General features: G+C 46.2%; 16 protein-coding genes. 14 read left to right on the top strand and 2 right to left on the bottom strand.

The features are described 5' to 3' along the window. Nucleotides 1–67: 67 nt before the first annotated feature. Complete coding sequence (locus NG833_RS15410) at nucleotides 68–217, bottom strand: hypothetical protein (protein WP_254566171.1); 150 nt, start codon at nucleotides 215–217, stop codon at nucleotides 68–70. A 31-nt stretch (nucleotides 218–248) separates the two neighbouring features. Here NG833_RS15410 and NG833_RS15405 point away from each other — a divergent pair, with 31 nt between their 5' ends. The 5 genes from NG833_RS15405 to purU all read left to right on the top strand — a co-directional run bounded on the left by NG833_RS15405 (nucleotide 249) and on the right by purU (nucleotide 6,140). Next, entirely contained in the window at nucleotides 249–1,373 is a 1,125-nt protein-coding gene (locus NG833_RS15405; RefSeq protein ID WP_254566170.1) for an ABC transporter ATP-binding protein, read from the top strand. Continuing rightward, nucleotides 1,374–2,186: an ABC transporter permease gene (locus NG833_RS15400; protein ID WP_254566169.1), complete on the top strand. Its 813-nt coding sequence runs from the start codon at nucleotides 1,374–1,376 to the stop codon at nucleotides 2,184–2,186. It begins immediately after the preceding gene. 283 nt (nucleotides 2,187–2,469) lie between these two features. Beyond that, the gene (locus NG833_RS15395) at nucleotides 2,470–4,251 is read left to right on the top strand and encodes a Gldg family protein (protein WP_254566168.1); all 1,782 of its coding nucleotides are present in this window, start codon (nucleotides 2,470–2,472) and stop codon (nucleotides 4,249–4,251) included. 25 nt (nucleotides 4,252–4,276) lie between these two features. Continuing rightward, a complete protein-coding gene (locus tag NG833_RS15390; protein ID WP_254566167.1) occupies nucleotides 4,277–5,056 on the top strand; it encodes a DUF4340 domain-containing protein in 780 nt (259 codons plus the stop codon). Nucleotides 5,057–5,282: 226 nt separating this feature from the next. Next, nucleotides 5,283–6,140, top strand: a complete 858-nt coding sequence (purU, locus tag NG833_RS15385; protein ID WP_254566166.1) for a formyltetrahydrofolate deformylase — start codon at nucleotides 5,283–5,285, stop codon at nucleotides 6,138–6,140. A gap of 268 nt (nucleotides 6,141–6,408) precedes the next feature. Here purU and NG833_RS15380 read toward each other — a convergent pair whose 3' ends face one another. Next, nucleotides 6,409–6,852: a DUF2809 domain-containing protein gene (locus NG833_RS15380; RefSeq protein WP_254566165.1), complete on the bottom strand. Its 444-nt coding sequence runs from the start codon at nucleotides 6,850–6,852 to the stop codon at nucleotides 6,409–6,411. A 160-nt stretch (nucleotides 6,853–7,012) separates the two neighbouring features. Between NG833_RS15380 and NG833_RS15375 the strand changes: the two genes are divergently transcribed. The 9 genes from NG833_RS15375 to NG833_RS30970 form a co-directional block, all read left to right on the top strand. Continuing rightward, entirely contained in the window at nucleotides 7,013–7,567 is a 555-nt protein-coding gene (locus tag NG833_RS15375; RefSeq protein ID WP_254566164.1) for a hypothetical protein, read from the top strand. 151 nt (nucleotides 7,568–7,718) lie between these two features. Further along, entirely contained in the window at nucleotides 7,719–7,922 is a 204-nt protein-coding gene (locus NG833_RS15370) for a hydrogenase maturation nickel metallochaperone HypA (RefSeq protein ID WP_254566163.1), read from the top strand. Between the two features lie 220 nt (nucleotides 7,923–8,142). Further along, nucleotides 8,143–8,592 (top strand): DUF6335 family protein, encoded by a 450-nt coding sequence (locus NG833_RS15365; protein WP_254566162.1) that lies wholly within the window; start codon nucleotides 8,143–8,145, stop codon nucleotides 8,590–8,592. A 388-nt stretch (nucleotides 8,593–8,980) separates the two neighbouring features. Further along, entirely contained in the window at nucleotides 8,981–10,420 is a 1,440-nt protein-coding gene (locus tag NG833_RS15360) for an MFS transporter (RefSeq protein ID WP_254566161.1), read from the top strand. Nucleotides 10,421–10,610: 190 nt separating this feature from the next. Next, nucleotides 10,611–11,876, top strand: coding sequence for an ABC transporter substrate-binding protein (locus NG833_RS15355; RefSeq protein WP_254566160.1), 1,266 nt, complete (start codon nucleotides 10,611–10,613; stop codon nucleotides 11,874–11,876). A gap of 263 nt (nucleotides 11,877–12,139) precedes the next feature. Then, the gene (locus NG833_RS15350; protein ID WP_254566159.1) at nucleotides 12,140–13,069 is read left to right on the top strand and encodes a carbohydrate ABC transporter permease; all 930 of its coding nucleotides are present in this window, start codon (nucleotides 12,140–12,142) and stop codon (nucleotides 13,067–13,069) included. 26 nt (nucleotides 13,070–13,095) lie between these two features. After that, entirely contained in the window at nucleotides 13,096–13,923 is an 828-nt protein-coding gene (locus NG833_RS15345; RefSeq protein ID WP_254566158.1) for a carbohydrate ABC transporter permease, read from the top strand. 406 nt (nucleotides 13,924–14,329) lie between these two features. Continuing rightward, nucleotides 14,330–15,151 (top strand): SUMF1/EgtB/PvdO family nonheme iron enzyme, encoded by an 822-nt coding sequence (locus tag NG833_RS15340; protein ID WP_254566157.1) that lies wholly within the window; start codon nucleotides 14,330–14,332, stop codon nucleotides 15,149–15,151. Nucleotides 15,152–15,210: 59 nt separating this feature from the next. After that, nucleotides 15,211–15,530, top strand: a 320-nt coding sequence (locus NG833_RS30970) for a putative Ig domain-containing protein (protein ID WP_375293914.1), incomplete at its 3' end; no start/stop codon positions are given.

The raw sequence follows: 15,530 nt of genomic DNA, 5'->3' as shown, positions 1-15,530 counted from the left end.
CGCAATGCTTGCGCCCTCCGGAGGGCGCAAGCATTGCGCCCCTACAAATCAATACACCTTGACAGGGCTAGGGTTTAAACCCAGGGTAAATCTGCTGCCGGTCTTCTTGAAGCGGATTAAAACCCCGAGCAATTGGCGATGAGGTCCATAAGTATCCAGTCCTCCGGTTGGGGTGGGGTTGTTCCCGATGGGCAATATCTTGTCTATCATTAATCATTGGTTAGAAAAAACGCGCAGAATATCCGTTCATGATTGAAGTTGAGCATCTGAGCAAAATTTATGGCTCGACACCAGCCATTCAGGATGTCACCTTTACGGTGGAGCCTGGGGAAATTTTAGGATTTCTGGGTCCTAATGGTGCAGGCAAAACCACGACGATGCGGATTTTGGCGGGGTATTTACCGGCCAATAGTGGGACCGCCAAGGTGGCAGGTTATGAGGTCCATGAAGATTCAATGGCAGTGCGGCAACGGATTGGTTATCTGCCGGAGACGCCTCCGTTATATCCCGATATGACGGTGGAGGGATTTTTGCATTTTGTGGCGCGACTGAAACAAGTACGCCCTGGAGACCGCCCAGAACGGGTGAATTGGGCGCTCAAGCGTTGCAATCTGGAAGAAAAGCGATCGGTTCTGATTCGCAAGCTGTCTAAGGGGTTTCGCCAACGGGTGGGAATTGCTCAGGCGATCGTCCATGACCCCCCGGTGATTATTTTGGATGAACCGACGGTGGGTTTGGACCCCCGCCAAATCATTGAGGTGCGGAATCTGATTAAAAGTTTGGCGGGAGACCATACGATTATTTTATCTACCCATATTTTGCCCGAAGTCAGCATGACCTGTAGCCGCGTGGCGATTATTAATCGAGGTCAAGTGGTGGCGACGGGTTCCCCGGATGAGTTGATGGTGCAACTCACGGGGGGGAGTTCCTATGAATTGGAAGGGGAGATGGCAGATGATCGGGCGGAGTTTGAAGATCGGGTGTACTTGTTAAAGGCCCTGGAAGAATTGCCGGGAGTGCGATCGGTCGAATGGGTCTCGGATCAGAAATTGCCCCCTTCTCGGCGCAAGATTCGGGCGATCGCAGAACCGGGGACGGAACCGGGTCCCGAAATGATTACTCAGTTGGTGACAACCGGATTTCGGGTGCATGAGATGCGACGCACCCAAGCGAGTCTGGAAGATCTGTTTCTGCAACTGACGACGGAGGAAACCATTACGGAGTCAGATGCGGAGTCCGATTTGCTGCTTTCGGGGGGATCGGTGTCTCCGGAAACCGATGAAGAGGCGATCGCAGATGCTGAGGTGATTGAAGAACCCGAAACCGAACAAGAAACAGAACAAGAACAAGAAAAAGAAGGAGAAGAAAACTAAATGGGAACGATTGTTGCCAATATTGTGGCTATTTATCGCAAAGAGCTACAGAGTTATTTTATCTCCCCTTTACCCTATTTAATTGCCGGATTTTTTTGGTTTATTTCCGGTTTATTTTTTTTCGCCATGTTACTCGGCGATCAGGGCTTGATTCAACAAGTGGCCATGATGGATGCCCAAGGACAACAAATGGGAATTCAGATTCCGCCCTTCGATGTCCCTTACGAATTCTTACAACAATTTTTGCAAACCCTGGGTTCCCTCTCGTTATTCATCCTGCCGATGTTGTCGATGGGACTGTATGCGGAAGAACGTAAGCGTGGAACCCTGGAGTTATTAGCAACTTCTCCCATCACAAACTGGGCGGTAGCAACGGGCAAACTCCTCGGAGTCGTGACGTTTTATATCACGATGATTTTGCCGTTACTGGTCCTGCAACTCATCGCCCTGAATGCGGCTACTCCTCCGATGCCTCTGGCAGTTCCCTTGTTGGCCCATTTTGGCTTAATTTTGTTAGCAACTGCGGTCCTTTCTGTGGGAATGTTTATTTCTTCTTTGACCGATAGTACAATTTTAGCGGCTATCCTCACCTTTGTATTGGTGCTATTTCTCTGGGCGATCGATGTGGTTGCTCAAGCCATTGGCGGACCTGTCGGCAGTGTTTTAGAGCATTTATCGATTCTTAACCATTACACTAACCTGATTCGCGGTACGTTGGATACGAGTAGTATCATTTTATTAGGCAGTTATGGGGTTTTGGGAATTTTTCTCACTGCTCAGTCTATTGATGCTTTGCGCTTCCAACGGAGTTAACCTCGGGAGCATCTCAATTTGTCCAAGAGACCTAACCCCCCAGCCCCCTTCCCTACGAGGGAAGGGGGAGCAAGACGTATAAATTCCCCTTTGAGGCCAAATAGAGATGCTCCCGTTAACCTTTCTGATTTCAACCCTAAGAGTGGCTCGATTACTTTCTGGTATTTTCTCAATTTTTAAAGGAAAAGAGGGAAGTGAATACGGCATAATTGACTCGCTTTTACTCAGAGAATAAACAGAAAAAACTCCCGCTAATACAACAGTTGATTGCTTCTCCCTAACCATGAAAACCATTGAAAAAAAGCCCAGAGGCTTGACCAAGTATTTTAAATATGCCGTCTTTTTGGGACTGTTCCTGACGATTGGCGGGGCCATTCCTGGACTGATGACGGGATGGCAACCTGTGACCAGTGGACTGGTGATTGCCGGTGTCACTGTCCTATTGTTATGGCTGGTATGGATGCTGACGAATGCTGAGGGTGGATGGAATCCGCGATCGGCACAAGCGGGGACGAATGCCTTTGTGGCAACGGTATCCGTTCTAGTAATTTTAGGGCTAATTAATTTTCTAGGGGTTCGCTATACAGAACGGTTTGATTTAACAGAAAATCAGCGCTTTACCCTGGCCCCGCAAAGCCAACAATTGGTAAGAAATTTGCCTCAACCTGTGAAAGTTTGGGTGTTTGCGGGGGAACCGGAACGCGGGGATTTGGAATTACTAGAAAATTATCGCCGCCAAGCGCCCAATCTGTTTGATTTTCAATATGTAGATCCTTCACGACAACCCACGGTGGCGCGTCAATTTGGGGTTCAAAGTTTTGGCGAGGTTTATTTGGCATCGGAGGATGGCACAAGGCAGCAATTTGTGCAGACGGTGAGTTCGGTTTCCTCCCTCTCGGAAGCTAGACTGACGAGTAGTTTAGAGCAGTTTACGAGCGATCGCAGTTACAAGGTATATGTGCTCCAAGGTCATGGAGAACGCCCTTTAGAAGCGGGACTACGAGGTGCGATCGCTCAAGCGGTTACCAGCTTGCAGGACAAAAATTTTCTGGTAGAACCCCTGAATTTGGCCCGATTGCCTCGGGTCCCCCCCGATGCCTCAGTGGTGGTGATTGCTGGACCCCAACAACCCTTATTTCCACGGGAAGTCCAAGCCTTACAAGCTTATCTGCAACAAGGTGGGAGTATATTTGCGGCGATCGACCCGGATACGAATCCTGGGTTAGATCCCCTGCTGAAAGAGTGGGGAATCGATCTGGATCAAACCATTGCGATCGATAGTTCTGGCAGTGGTGGATTGGTCGGATTAGGCCCTGCGGCCCCTTTAATTACTAATTATGGCGATCATCCGATCGTCCGCGACTTTCAAGGGGGTTATTCCTTCTATCCCTTAGCGCGTCCCCTGCTGATCAGTGATGTGGAGGGGGTCGAGAGTACCCCTCTGCTGCTAACTGGGGAGCAAAGTTGGGCGGAGTCCACTCCCGAAGATCCGGATCTGAAGTTCGATCCGCAAAGCGATCGCCCCGGACCCCTCCCCTTGGGAGTTGCCAAGACAAAAGCGATCGCCACGGACAGTCCAACTCCAGAAACACCAACTCCAGAAGCAGCAACGGAGGAAGAAACAACTCCAGAAGCAGCAACGGAGGAAGAAACAACTCCCGATGCAGCAACGGACGAAGCAACGACTCCAGAAGCAGCAACTCCAGAAACAGCAACTCCAGAAGCAGCTACTCCAGAAGCAACCACTCCAGAAACAGCAACTCCAGAAGCAGAAACGGACGAAGAAACGACCCGAAGGGAAGCTCGACTGGTGGTGATTGGTAACTCAGAATTTGCGATTGATGGGAACTTTCAATTGCAATTAAATGGAGATGTTTTCCTCAATTCTGTAAGCTGGTTAAGCAAGCAAAATGAGCAAACCCTGTCCATTCGTCCTAAAGCAGTTCTGAATCGTCGGATCTCGATGACTCCCCAACAAGCTAAACAGTTAGGGGGGGCTGCTGTGGGATTTTTACCCTTATTTGGATTGCTGACTGCCGCAATTTTGTGGTGGAAACGACGTTAGATCGCAAGAGTAAACGACAAAAAAGATGAAATTTCAACGGTCTACTTTACTGCTGTTATTCCTGGCAGTCAGCTTCACAGGTGCGGTTTACTTCTACGAGGTGAATGTCGTGCCATCCCAGGAAGCGGCCCAGGAAAATCAGAAGCAAATTTTTACCTTTCAAGAAGAGCAGGTAAAATCTTTTGTGCTGACAACAAAGGAAAGAACATTGCGCTTTCAACGGGGGGCGATCGCAGAAAGTAGAGAACCGGGCGAACCCCTCTGGATTATGGAAGTCATCGAAACTACACCTAATCCGGTGGAAACCCCAGAAACCACAGAAACCACAGAAACCACAGAAACTGCTCCCGCGACCCCTGCTATTCCCGCGACTTATCCTGCCAATGAAGCGTATGTGGCCTTTTTGTTGAATGAATTAGTCAGAGGAAAAAGCGAGCGGGTTTTAAGCGCCACCCCCCAACAAATTAGAGATTACGGGTTAGAAAACCCCCAGGCAACCATTGACATTACCCTCAGAACCGGAGAAACGTATCAATTGGTCGTAGGTAATCGTGACTTTACCGGCAGCAATCTGTACGCTCAAGTCGATCCCCGCCGAGGGAGTCTCATTGCTCAACCTGTGTTATTACTCTCAACCAACTTAGAAAATGCAGTCGATCGCCCTCTAGAAGAATGGATTCAAACTCCCGAAGAAAGTATCGAACAAAATCGGATTGTTCCTGAACCTTTACCCCAAGAAGGAGAGAATCAGCAACCCCCCATTCCCGACCCTTCCCAAGAACCAGAACCCATAGAACCCGAATAAAACTCCCGCCACCTCCGGTAAAAACCCGCAGGCTCAAGCCTGGAGGCTCACAGGACAAAGCCCGCCTGCGCGGGCTGAAGAGTAAAAACGACTTTTGAACTCCGGATTTGGTATTATCCCCTCTTGTCCCCTCCCCTTGGCAAGGGGAGGGTTAGGGTGGGGTCCCTCCGCTGATAATGCGTCAATCCTATTTCACGTTACTCCAATATTCAGAGTGTATTAACCAATGACCAGTCCAACTGCAACCTTACTCGTTTCTTGTCCCGATCGCCGGGGATTAGTGGCGACGATCGCCAATTTTATTTATTCCCATAATGGGAATATTATTCATGCGGATCATCATACAGATTTTGCCGCTGGATTATTTTTGACCCGAATTGAGTGGCAACTGGATGGGTTTGATTTACCCCGGGAGGCGATCGCCTCTACCTTCAAAGAAACCATTGCCGACCCCCTCGATGCCAATTGGCAACTGCATTTTTCCGACACCATCCCGCGTCTCTCCATTTGGGTGAGTCGGCAAGATCATTGCTTACTCGATTTGCTGTGGCGGCAAAAGGCGAAAGAATTTCATTCTTCCATTCCCTTAATTATCAGCAACCATCCGGACCTCGAAGAAATTGCTCAACAATTTGGGGCCGATTTCCACTGTCTTCCCATTACCAAAGACAACAAAATTAGCCAAGAAGCCAAACAAATTGAACTCCTTAAACAGTATAACATTGATGTAGTAGTTTTGGCCAAATATATGCAGGTACTCACCGGAGATTTTGTCCAAAAATTTCCGACGGTGATTAATATTCACCATTCATTTTTGCCTGCTTTTGCGGGAGCAAAACCTTATCATCAAGCCTATAAACGGGGGGTTAAAATTATTGGTGCAACGGCACATTATGTCACCGCAGACCTTGATGCAGGGCCAATTATTGAGCAAGATGTGGTCCGAGTCAGCCATCGAGATGAGGTGACGGATTTAATTAGAAAAGGCAAAGATTTAGAACGGATGGTGTTAGCGAGGGCGGTGCGTCTGCATTTGCAAAATCGAGTTCTGGTTTATGGCGATCGCACCGTCGTCTTTGGATAAAGCTAGGGCGTTGGTACAACAGAGGTTAGAAACCGGGTTTCTTCTAAAAAGTTCGGTAACTTGCCAAAAATCAAGGCAAGAAACCCGGTTTCTGGTCCTAACAACAACAGATAAAAAACCGGGTTGCTTAATAAAACAAAACTGACGCTTATCTTGAATTTTCAACCGAAATGTAGAGGCGATTCGCGAATCGCCTCTACATTTACGGGTAATAACTAGGAAATTATATGGGGGTCAAGCCTGATTGAAAATTGTTGCTATTCGTTCTTTATTTTATGCTGCTATTAATTTTATATCTCAGGGTATAATGCTGAAGCGCTTTGACCCACAACCATCCGAAAAAACATCCGATAAAATAATAGGGAAAATCCGACCAAATAAAGGTTGTCCCTAATACCAATCGTCCCGGCAATGTGGCGCGAATGGCTTGTAAGAAGGGGGGATGCCAAAGTTGGAGGAATTCTAAAATACAAGTAGTCATTAAAACAGCGATTGCCGCCCATTTTGCAGAAACTTTTGGCCAAATTAAAACTACAAGCAGAATCCAAAATATTTCGTAGGGAATCCCGCCAAATGAATTATTTAACCAGGATTGACCCGGACCGCGATAAAATTTGGTAAACAAACCGAAGGGGACGAGTATTGCTATACTGATGAATAAAGCAAGGCGATATTGAAAAATGCGATGATGGGGGGAAAGTGGAGAAGTCATGGCGGAGCAATGGTCCAATATCTGGATACCTGACTCTAATATAGCGAGTCTCAATTATTTCGGCAAGTCTTTAGGAGTGATAGCGTCTGATATTCCTTTCTCCGTTTTTTAACTAATTATTGGCTTTAAAATTTAATTTTTGATAGAAACAACTTAAATTATGACTTATTTTAGTGGATTGCAAGAATTTATCGCCTCCTGGGACGATCGCTTTGTCGAAGAAAATTCCGCCGAAACCTTTCGGGAAAGTCCCCTCGGCAATATCAACACCGATGGGACTGCCGCTTGTGCGGATTCCCCAATTTTATCTAAATACCATCGCAAGTTTAAAAAATCTATCGAACCCGGTGTCCGAGATTTAACCATTGCCTTAATTCTCAAATTAAACTGCATCACCTATTCCAGTTGTCAAGGGCATTTGTCCACCTCAAAATCACAGATGCGCCCTCGATATGTGGGTATTCTTCCCCGGGATTTGCCTGAATATCATTCCTTATTTGAACAGCTAAAAACTGTGGCCGATTTGACCAATGCTAGGTTACCCCAAAATCCCGTGCAAGTGGTCCTAACTCCCGATACCCTAGAATCAGAAACCTGCGTGATGCCTTGTTTTAATCTATTTTTTATCTCCAAATCTGCCAATGAAACACTCTATTTTCAAGAAGTTGAAGCCGTGTATCAAACCTTTTTAAACTTGCTGAATGAGCGCGTATAATACTAAATCCGGCTATAAAAAATCATTTTGATAGAGTAGCCCGCGCAGGCGGGCTTTGTCCGTATAGCCCCAGGCTTAAGCCTGCGGGTTTTTATAAACTTTGACAACCGATCGCCTATAATACGAAACAAACTAATTGGGGATAGCAGCCATGACAGAAATTTCTCGGCCCTTGAATGATAATGAACTCAAAGAGTGGCAGGTGCGACTCAATGAAGCTAACCGCCACAATATTTTTTGTCACTGTCGTAACTGTGGGGAAGAATGGGTTGATTCCTTTACTGATGTTCCTTGTAAATCCTGTGGCAGTCGCGATGTCGAGCATATTGCCTGTTGGCAGTTTCCCGATGGCTGAGTGAAGGGAGTATCCGGTTATTTTAGGACTTTATGCTGCCAAAGGGTTGATAAAATATGTCCTTGGGTAGAAGTTAACTCCCTGGAAATCAGCTAGGATTTATAAAAGTAGAAAAAGTTAGTTTGGGGTTTGATAACGGTAAAACTCAACTCCAAAACTGGCGGAGATTGATTTGCAATAAAAAAATCTCTCAAGCTTTGCTGATATTAAAGGGATAATTATGACTAAAAATAAACAAGAAAAATTGAAAAAAATGTCCCGCGAAGAGGGCAGCGTAGACGATTTGTCCCAAGCAGAAACTGAATCTTTGGGAACCGGAATAGCAAATCGCCCTGGCGCGAATATTGGAGGTCGGAGCATGGAAAATAAGATGAAGCAATACACCCATACCAGTCCCGAATTAACGGGTGGGGATGTGGATGCGGCATGGTCCGAAGCTCAGAATGTTGGGGATGAAGCAGTCGGGGGAACGGCACCAACTCCGGACCAAAATATTGTGGAGCAAATCGGTAAAGCAGCCGGAGTGGAACAGGACGATCGCCAACCGTTAGGCGTTCGCGACGAGTTGTCAGAACGAGATGAGGAACGCTGGGAATTAGACCCCCAGTCCTCTCCAGAATATGAAGTCCGGCGCGATAGTGTGGTAGGCGATCGCCTGGGTCAACTGTAGGAATTGCCTCAACCGTTTAATCTGAAATCACAGAATAGTTAGAAACCGGGTTTCTTCTTTCTCAATTTTGCTTCATTAGCAAACAATTGGGTAGAAACCCGGTTTCTTGTCTGGGTGAGGGGGAAGTCGGAATCCAGAATCCTCCTATCTACCTAATACGGAATCCGGTTGTCAAAGGTCTGTAAAAACCCGCACCCTGAAGGGTGGGGCTATACGGACGAAGCCCGCCTGCGCGGGCTAAAAGGGAAAACCGACTTTTACCAACCGGATTTGGTATAACCTCGACCAAATTTCCCTCTCCAGTCGGATTGGCATTTTCCGCCATTTTTTTTTAGACTCTAACCATTTCAGTGATTCCAACAACAGATTAAAATTCCCTAAATCTGCTATGACTCAGAGTAAACTGACGATCGCCTTTCCCCTCAGAAAGCCTCTATTTTCCGAATACCTTTCCGAGAATTCCCTGGTTCTTCCCAACGGGAAACGCTCTAAACCGGCGATTCGCAACAGCTTACACGCTTCTACCCTGGATGGGGTGTTTGCCACCTTTTTCTCCTGCGCCACTGGGGGGGTCTTGCTGAGTAATTTTTTGCTGGATCTCGGCGCGAGTAACGTGGAAATCGGATTCCTGGCAGCGATCCCGATGCTGATGAATTTTCTGCAACCTGTGGGGGCCTATCTCGGCGATCGCACCACGAGTCGTCACTGGTACACCCTCTCGATTTTCAGCATTTCCCGCCTGCTGTGGCTGTTTCTACTCCTGGGAATTGGCTGGTTTCTCGTGGATCCCCGGCAAGCTCATAATCTAATTCTGGGAACCCTGGCAGTCGTCGCCCTCACCCATATTTTAGGGGCGTTCGGGAGTCCCTCCTGGGTGAGTTGGATGGCGGCATTAGTCCCCGATCGCCTCCGGGGTCGTTACTTTGGACTCCGCAACAGTGCCGCCAATCTCACCAATTTGCTGGCAATGCCAATTTTGGGGGTAATCGTGTCCCAATGGAACGGGGGGACCATTGAAGGCTATGGGATTATCTTGTGTGTGGCGATCGCTGCTGGCATCATTAGCTTATGCTTCCAATTTTTGATGGCGGATGTTAACCCCCAAATTTGGGGTAGTGATAGCGGAAGTCTCCCCAATCCTGAACCCACTCCCCCACGGGCGATCGCCCTGCCGAGTTTCCTAAAAGATAAAAATTTCCGGATGTTTCTGCTGTATTTTGGCGGATGGATGTTTGCCGTCAACCTCAGCGCCCCCTTTTTCAACCTTTATTTACTCAAAGATTTAGACATTGATGTGAGTTGGGTGACCCTCTACAACAGCCTCGCTGCCGGTGCCAACTTGCTGATGCTGCCGATTTGGGGAAAATTAGCCGATCGCCTCGGAAATCGTCCCCTCTTACTCTTCGTCGGTATCCTCGTCGCCATCACCCCGCTACTCTGGTTGGCAACAGGAACCCACGGGGTGCTGTTATGGGTCGGATTGCCCCTGTTGCACCTAATTACCGGCGCAACTTGGGCGGCAGTGGATCTGTGTGGCAGCAATATCCAAATGGAAATTGCCCCCGCCAGACAGCCTTCCAGTTATTTTGCGATCGCTGCTGCCGTTAGCGGATTAGCCGGTGCCCTCGGCACCACCCTAGGCGGATTTATCGCCACCCAATCTGCCTTTGGCGGATTCGTCGGCTTATTTGCCTTATCCGCGCTCTTGCGACTGTTAGCCCTGCTTCCCTTGCTGTTCCTCCAAGAACCGCGCAGCCAAAGCCTCCGCCAGATACTTGACAACCTTGCAAATTTTTGGTTTAAGCCCCGGTTAAATTCTCATTCATAACGGGCATAATAAAAAAGTATCGGCTATTACATTCAGGACGGCCCAGCTTTACCCGAGAGCAAATCCGGGTATAAAAAGTCGTTTTTCTCTCGAAGCAAAGCGCAGGCAGGCTTTGTCCGTATAGCCCCACCCTTGAGGGTGCCGGTTTTTATAGACTTTGAAAACCGGATTCCGTATGAGAGCAGGATTTATGTCAAAACTTTATCGGCTTTTGTGCCAGTGGGCGATCGTCCTGCTCCTGGTTTTCAGCATCACCGCCTGCGGCAGTTCCCCCAGTGAAAATATCACCACCCTCACCCTCAGTGGGTGGCAAAGTAGTCCCGTAGAAAAACAGCTTCTCGAACAGCTACTCCGGGATTTTGAAGCCACCCACCCTCATATTAAAGTCCGGTATGAAGTGATTACGGATCAGTATTCTGATGTCATCAAAACCCGATTAATTGGGGATGCGGCTCCGGATATCTTTTATTTAGATACCCTAGAAGCACCCTTACTAATGCATCGAGGCGTATTAGAACCCCTGAACCGCTATATCACCCCAGAATTTGACCTCAAAGATTTTCAACCGGCGATGCTCAATGCCTTCAAATATGAGGGCAAAATCTACGGATTACCCAAAGATTTCTCCACCCTAGCGCTCTATTACAATACCGAATTTTTCCAGGAAGCGGGGTTAAGTGAACCGCCCAAAACTTGGGCGCAATTACAGGAGTATTCTGAAAAATTAACCGTCAGGCGCAATCGCGATCGCCGGATTCAACGCTATGGCTATGGCATGGTTCCCGAATTAACCCGTCAAGCCTTTGTAATTCATGCCTTTGGCGGGCAATTTGTCGATCGCAAAGGCTTCGCAGCATTTGCTCAACCCAAAGCCTTAAAAGGACTCGCCCCGGTTATCGAACAATATCAACAAGCGCGCACCGCAGGCATCCCCTCCGATACCGGCGCAAGTAACGTCAGTGAAATGTTTGGACAGGGAAAAGCCGCGATGGTTCTTGATGGCAATTGGGCTATTCCTTACCTGCAAGAAACCTTTCCTCGGATTTCTTTTGCCATTGCTCCCGTCCCTACCATTAACGGCAAAAAAGGGACAATGGCATTTACGGTTGCTTATGTCATGAATAAACAATCCACCCACAAAGAGGAAGCCTGGGAATTGATTTCTTATTTAACCGGAAAAGAAGGCATGAAGGCATGGGCGAGTGGGGGATTAATTTTACCTACCCGCAAATCAGTTTTGGCCGAATTTGGCTATCTCAATAATCCGCTTTATGCGCCCTTTGTCGCCGGTGCTGACTATGCTACTCTCTGGCAAGCGGGAGAAAATTTGTCCCTGATTAACCAGAATTTTAATAATCAGTTTCTCAGTGCTTTATTAGGGGAACAATCTTTAGCAGAGGCGATGAAAAAAGCCCAAGCGACTGCCAATCAGGAGATTAAAGCGAGTTTGTATTGATATTAAATCCGGGATTATTTGGTGAAAACCCGCACCCTAAAGGGTGGGGCTATACGGACGTTAGCGGAGCCATGCCCGATAGGGCTATAGCCCGCCTGCGCGGGCTAAGAGATAAGAAACAGAGAATGAAGGAGTGGGAGCATCTTGCTTCCTACGGCTATTAGGGAGCAAGATGCTCCCACTCCTTTGAAACAGTTGAAACAGTTGAAACAGTTTCAAATTGATTGAGACGTACTATTATGACCCGTACCCCACTCATTTCTATGCCAGCTTCTTCTTTGAATCCAGAGGTTTCTCGGTCTAAAAAACCTCGAAATTTTCGCTTTTCCTCTTCCCTATCCGGTTATCTGTTTATGACCCCGGCTTTAATGATTTTAGGGGTGTTTTTAGGGTTGCCGATTTTGTATGCGATTTTCCTCTCATTTCACAAAGTTGAGATTTTAGGAGAAATGAGCTATCGGTTTGTTCACCTGCGGAATTTCACCCGATTGGTGGATGATGGACGGGTGTGGATTGCCCTTAAAAATACGGCTGAATATGTGGCGATCGTCGTTCCCATCCAGACGTTCATTGCCTTGATGTTAGCTTTGGTTCTCAATGCCCAAATTCGCGGAAAAAACCTGTTTCGGGTGGTGTTTTTCCTGCCGACGATTACTTCATCAGCGGTGTTAACCCTGATTTTTATGTGGATTTACAATGCCGATGGACTACTCAATCATTTTTTAGAGGGGTTTGGTTTACCCACTTACAATTGGTTGGGAGACCCAAATATTGCCCTGAAATCGATTATGATTATGAATATTTGGGCCAGTGCTCCTTTTTTCATGGTGATTTATTTGGCAGCGTTGCAGGATATTCCGGAGTCTCTCTATGAAGCGGCCAAAATTGATGGGGCGAATGGTTGCGATCGCTTTGTGAATATTACCTTGCCTTTACTCAAACCTGTGACCTTTTTTATCATTGTCATGGGCATTATTGGGACGTTTCAACTGTTTGACCAATCCTATATTTTTTCGGGAGGGTCCGGCGGCCCCAATAATTCTACTTTGACGGTGGTGTTGTTGATTTATCAGTATGCGTTTAAGAGTTTAGAGATGGGATATGCTGCTGCCTTAGCCCTCTTATTAGCAACGGCGATCGTCTTAGCGACCCTGGTGCAACGGTATCTGTTTAAAGAAGATGTCCCTCAGTAATTGTCATCACAGGAGACTCACGGAAAATGAAGCGAATTTCTGGATTAAAAGCGCTGCTGTATGGATTCTTAATTCTGTATGCGATCGTTACCTTTATTCCCTTTGCTTGGGCAATGTCCGCCTCCTTTAAACCCTTAGCAGAAATTGTCGAAGGGGGCATGAATTTTATTCCCCAGAATTTCACCCTAGAGAACTACCAAGCCATCTTTACCCGAGAACGCCTATTTGGGCGATGGTTGTTCAATAGTGCCTTTGTAGCAGTGTGCGTGACGGGGTTTAATATTGTCTTTAATTCAATGGCAGGCTATGCCCTAGCCCGGATTCCCTTTCGGGGAAATCGGATTGTGTTTGGGATGATTTTAGCCGTGTTAATGATTCCGGGACAAATCACGTTAATTCCCACATTTTTAATTTTAAAATCTTTGGGATGGTTGAATACTTACCAAGGGTTAATTGTCCCCAGTATGGTCAATGCAACGTTTATTTTTATGATGCGTCAGTTCTTTGTAAATTTCCCGAAGGAACTGGAGGAAGCGGCGGCATTAGATGGCTTAAATCGATGGCAAACCTTTTGGAAAGTGGTGATGCCGTTAGCAAAACCGGCTTTAGCTGCTCAAGCTATTTTTATTTTTATGGGAAGCTGGAATAATTTTTTCATGCCGTTAATTGTGGTATCGAGTCAGGATATGTTTACCTTACCGTTGGGGTTAAATACGTTTAAGGGTCAATATATCAGTTATTGGAACTATATCATGGCCGCTTCGATGGTATTTACGTTACCCGCTTTAGCGATTTATGCGTTTTTTAATCGCTATTTTGTACAAGGGGTCACATTTACGGGGAATAAGGGGTGATGTGAGGCGATCGCCTCAAAAGAAGGAGGCATACTTTTCCCTGGAAAATAGGGGCTTCCTGTTGTGGTCCGCGCCAGTTGTGTTTAGGATTCAGGGTGGGAATGAGTTGCTAGGAGTACGTTCAGGCTCAGAAGATGTCATCGCCACAAGGGTTTTTTTCTATAACACCAGGAAGGGATTACAATGATTAATGGCTCACCGACGCCGGTTGTTGAGAATGGTCAGTTTAAAACTCCGTTACCGCCAAGTCGTTCATCCAGTTTGGTGACGAGTGTGAGGGTATTGACTAGCGGTGTATAATCGCACAATAATGAAGGACATAACCGCTTGCTTGACAGTCAAATTAATGCGATCGCCAAGATAAGCGTTGGATCCACACACCTTAGTTAGTTGAATAGAGGTTAGGATGGATATAAATTTAGAAAATTATTTTCAACTTGATTTAAAAAGTCGCCAAAATTTGACATTAGAGATTTTGAGTCTTTTAGAGCAAGATTTTGAATTATTAGAAATGCCCAGTCATAATAATTTATTGCCAACTTTCATAAATTCTAAAACTGGCTTAATCTTTAAATACATTTTTGGGGGTACATTTAACATGGGTTTTAGCGAAGAGGAAGAAAGACAAGCCAAAAATATATGCAATCCAATTCCTGCCAACCTCAATGAAATGCGCCCGGTTACTCCTGTTACAGTTAAATCTTTTTTAATATCAATTCATCCTATATTAAATAATTTATATTGGAAATTATTTAATATAAAAAGAACAAAAAAGGATTTTACCTATTATCCGGCATACTTGACTAGAGAACAGGCAAAAAAATTACTGGCAGACATTGGCTTTCGGTTACCATACGAACAAGAATGGGAATATGTTTGTCGAGCCACCACAAAAACATTATTTAATTTTGGGGATAAATTAATAGAAGACCAATATTTGTTTCCATTGTTGAATAATAATTTCTATGATTTAACAAAATTAACCCCAAATCTGTTTGGCTTATATGGAATATTTACTGGAGAATGGTGTGAGGATGAATATCGATTTAGTTATGAGAAAAATTCTCCAAAAGAACAGGGAAGCTATGTTGTTAGAGGAGGAGGGTCTATTTTTTGGCCTTGGCAAGATGAGGAGTGGGTTTGGTGTATGTCTGCAATGAGAATGCCGTCAAAAGATCTTATAGATGGTACGTGTGGGGTAAGGTTAGTCTTTGATATAAATTTTTAAATTAGGTAGGTCAAAATCTTACCGACACCCAAGGAAGTACCAACCGCCAAACCTACACCATAGAAGTCGGTTCAGATGCCATTAACCACCCACCCGTCATTACCTCCACCGCCAAATATTTCGCCGCCACTGGTGTCCCTTACCGCTATCAAATTGAAGCAACCGATACAGATAATGATGCTTTAATCTATCAACCCATCTCCGTTCCCAATGGGATGACTTTGGATGTCAATACTGGCGAACTGCGTTGGGATTCTCCCACTTTTGGCACTCATCAAGTTGTCGTTGGCGTTAACGATGGTTCCTTGGGTGCAGCACAAGGATTTACCTTAACGGTTCAAAACGATTTACCTCCCGTCTTTAATACAAACGAACCGCC

The organism is Oscillatoria sp. HE19RPO, assembly GCF_024220515.1.
Classification (GTDB): domain Bacteria; phylum Cyanobacteriota; class Cyanobacteriia; order Cyanobacteriales; family Laspinemataceae; genus Laspinema.
This window is presented reverse-complemented; position numbering and strand designations above follow the sequence as displayed.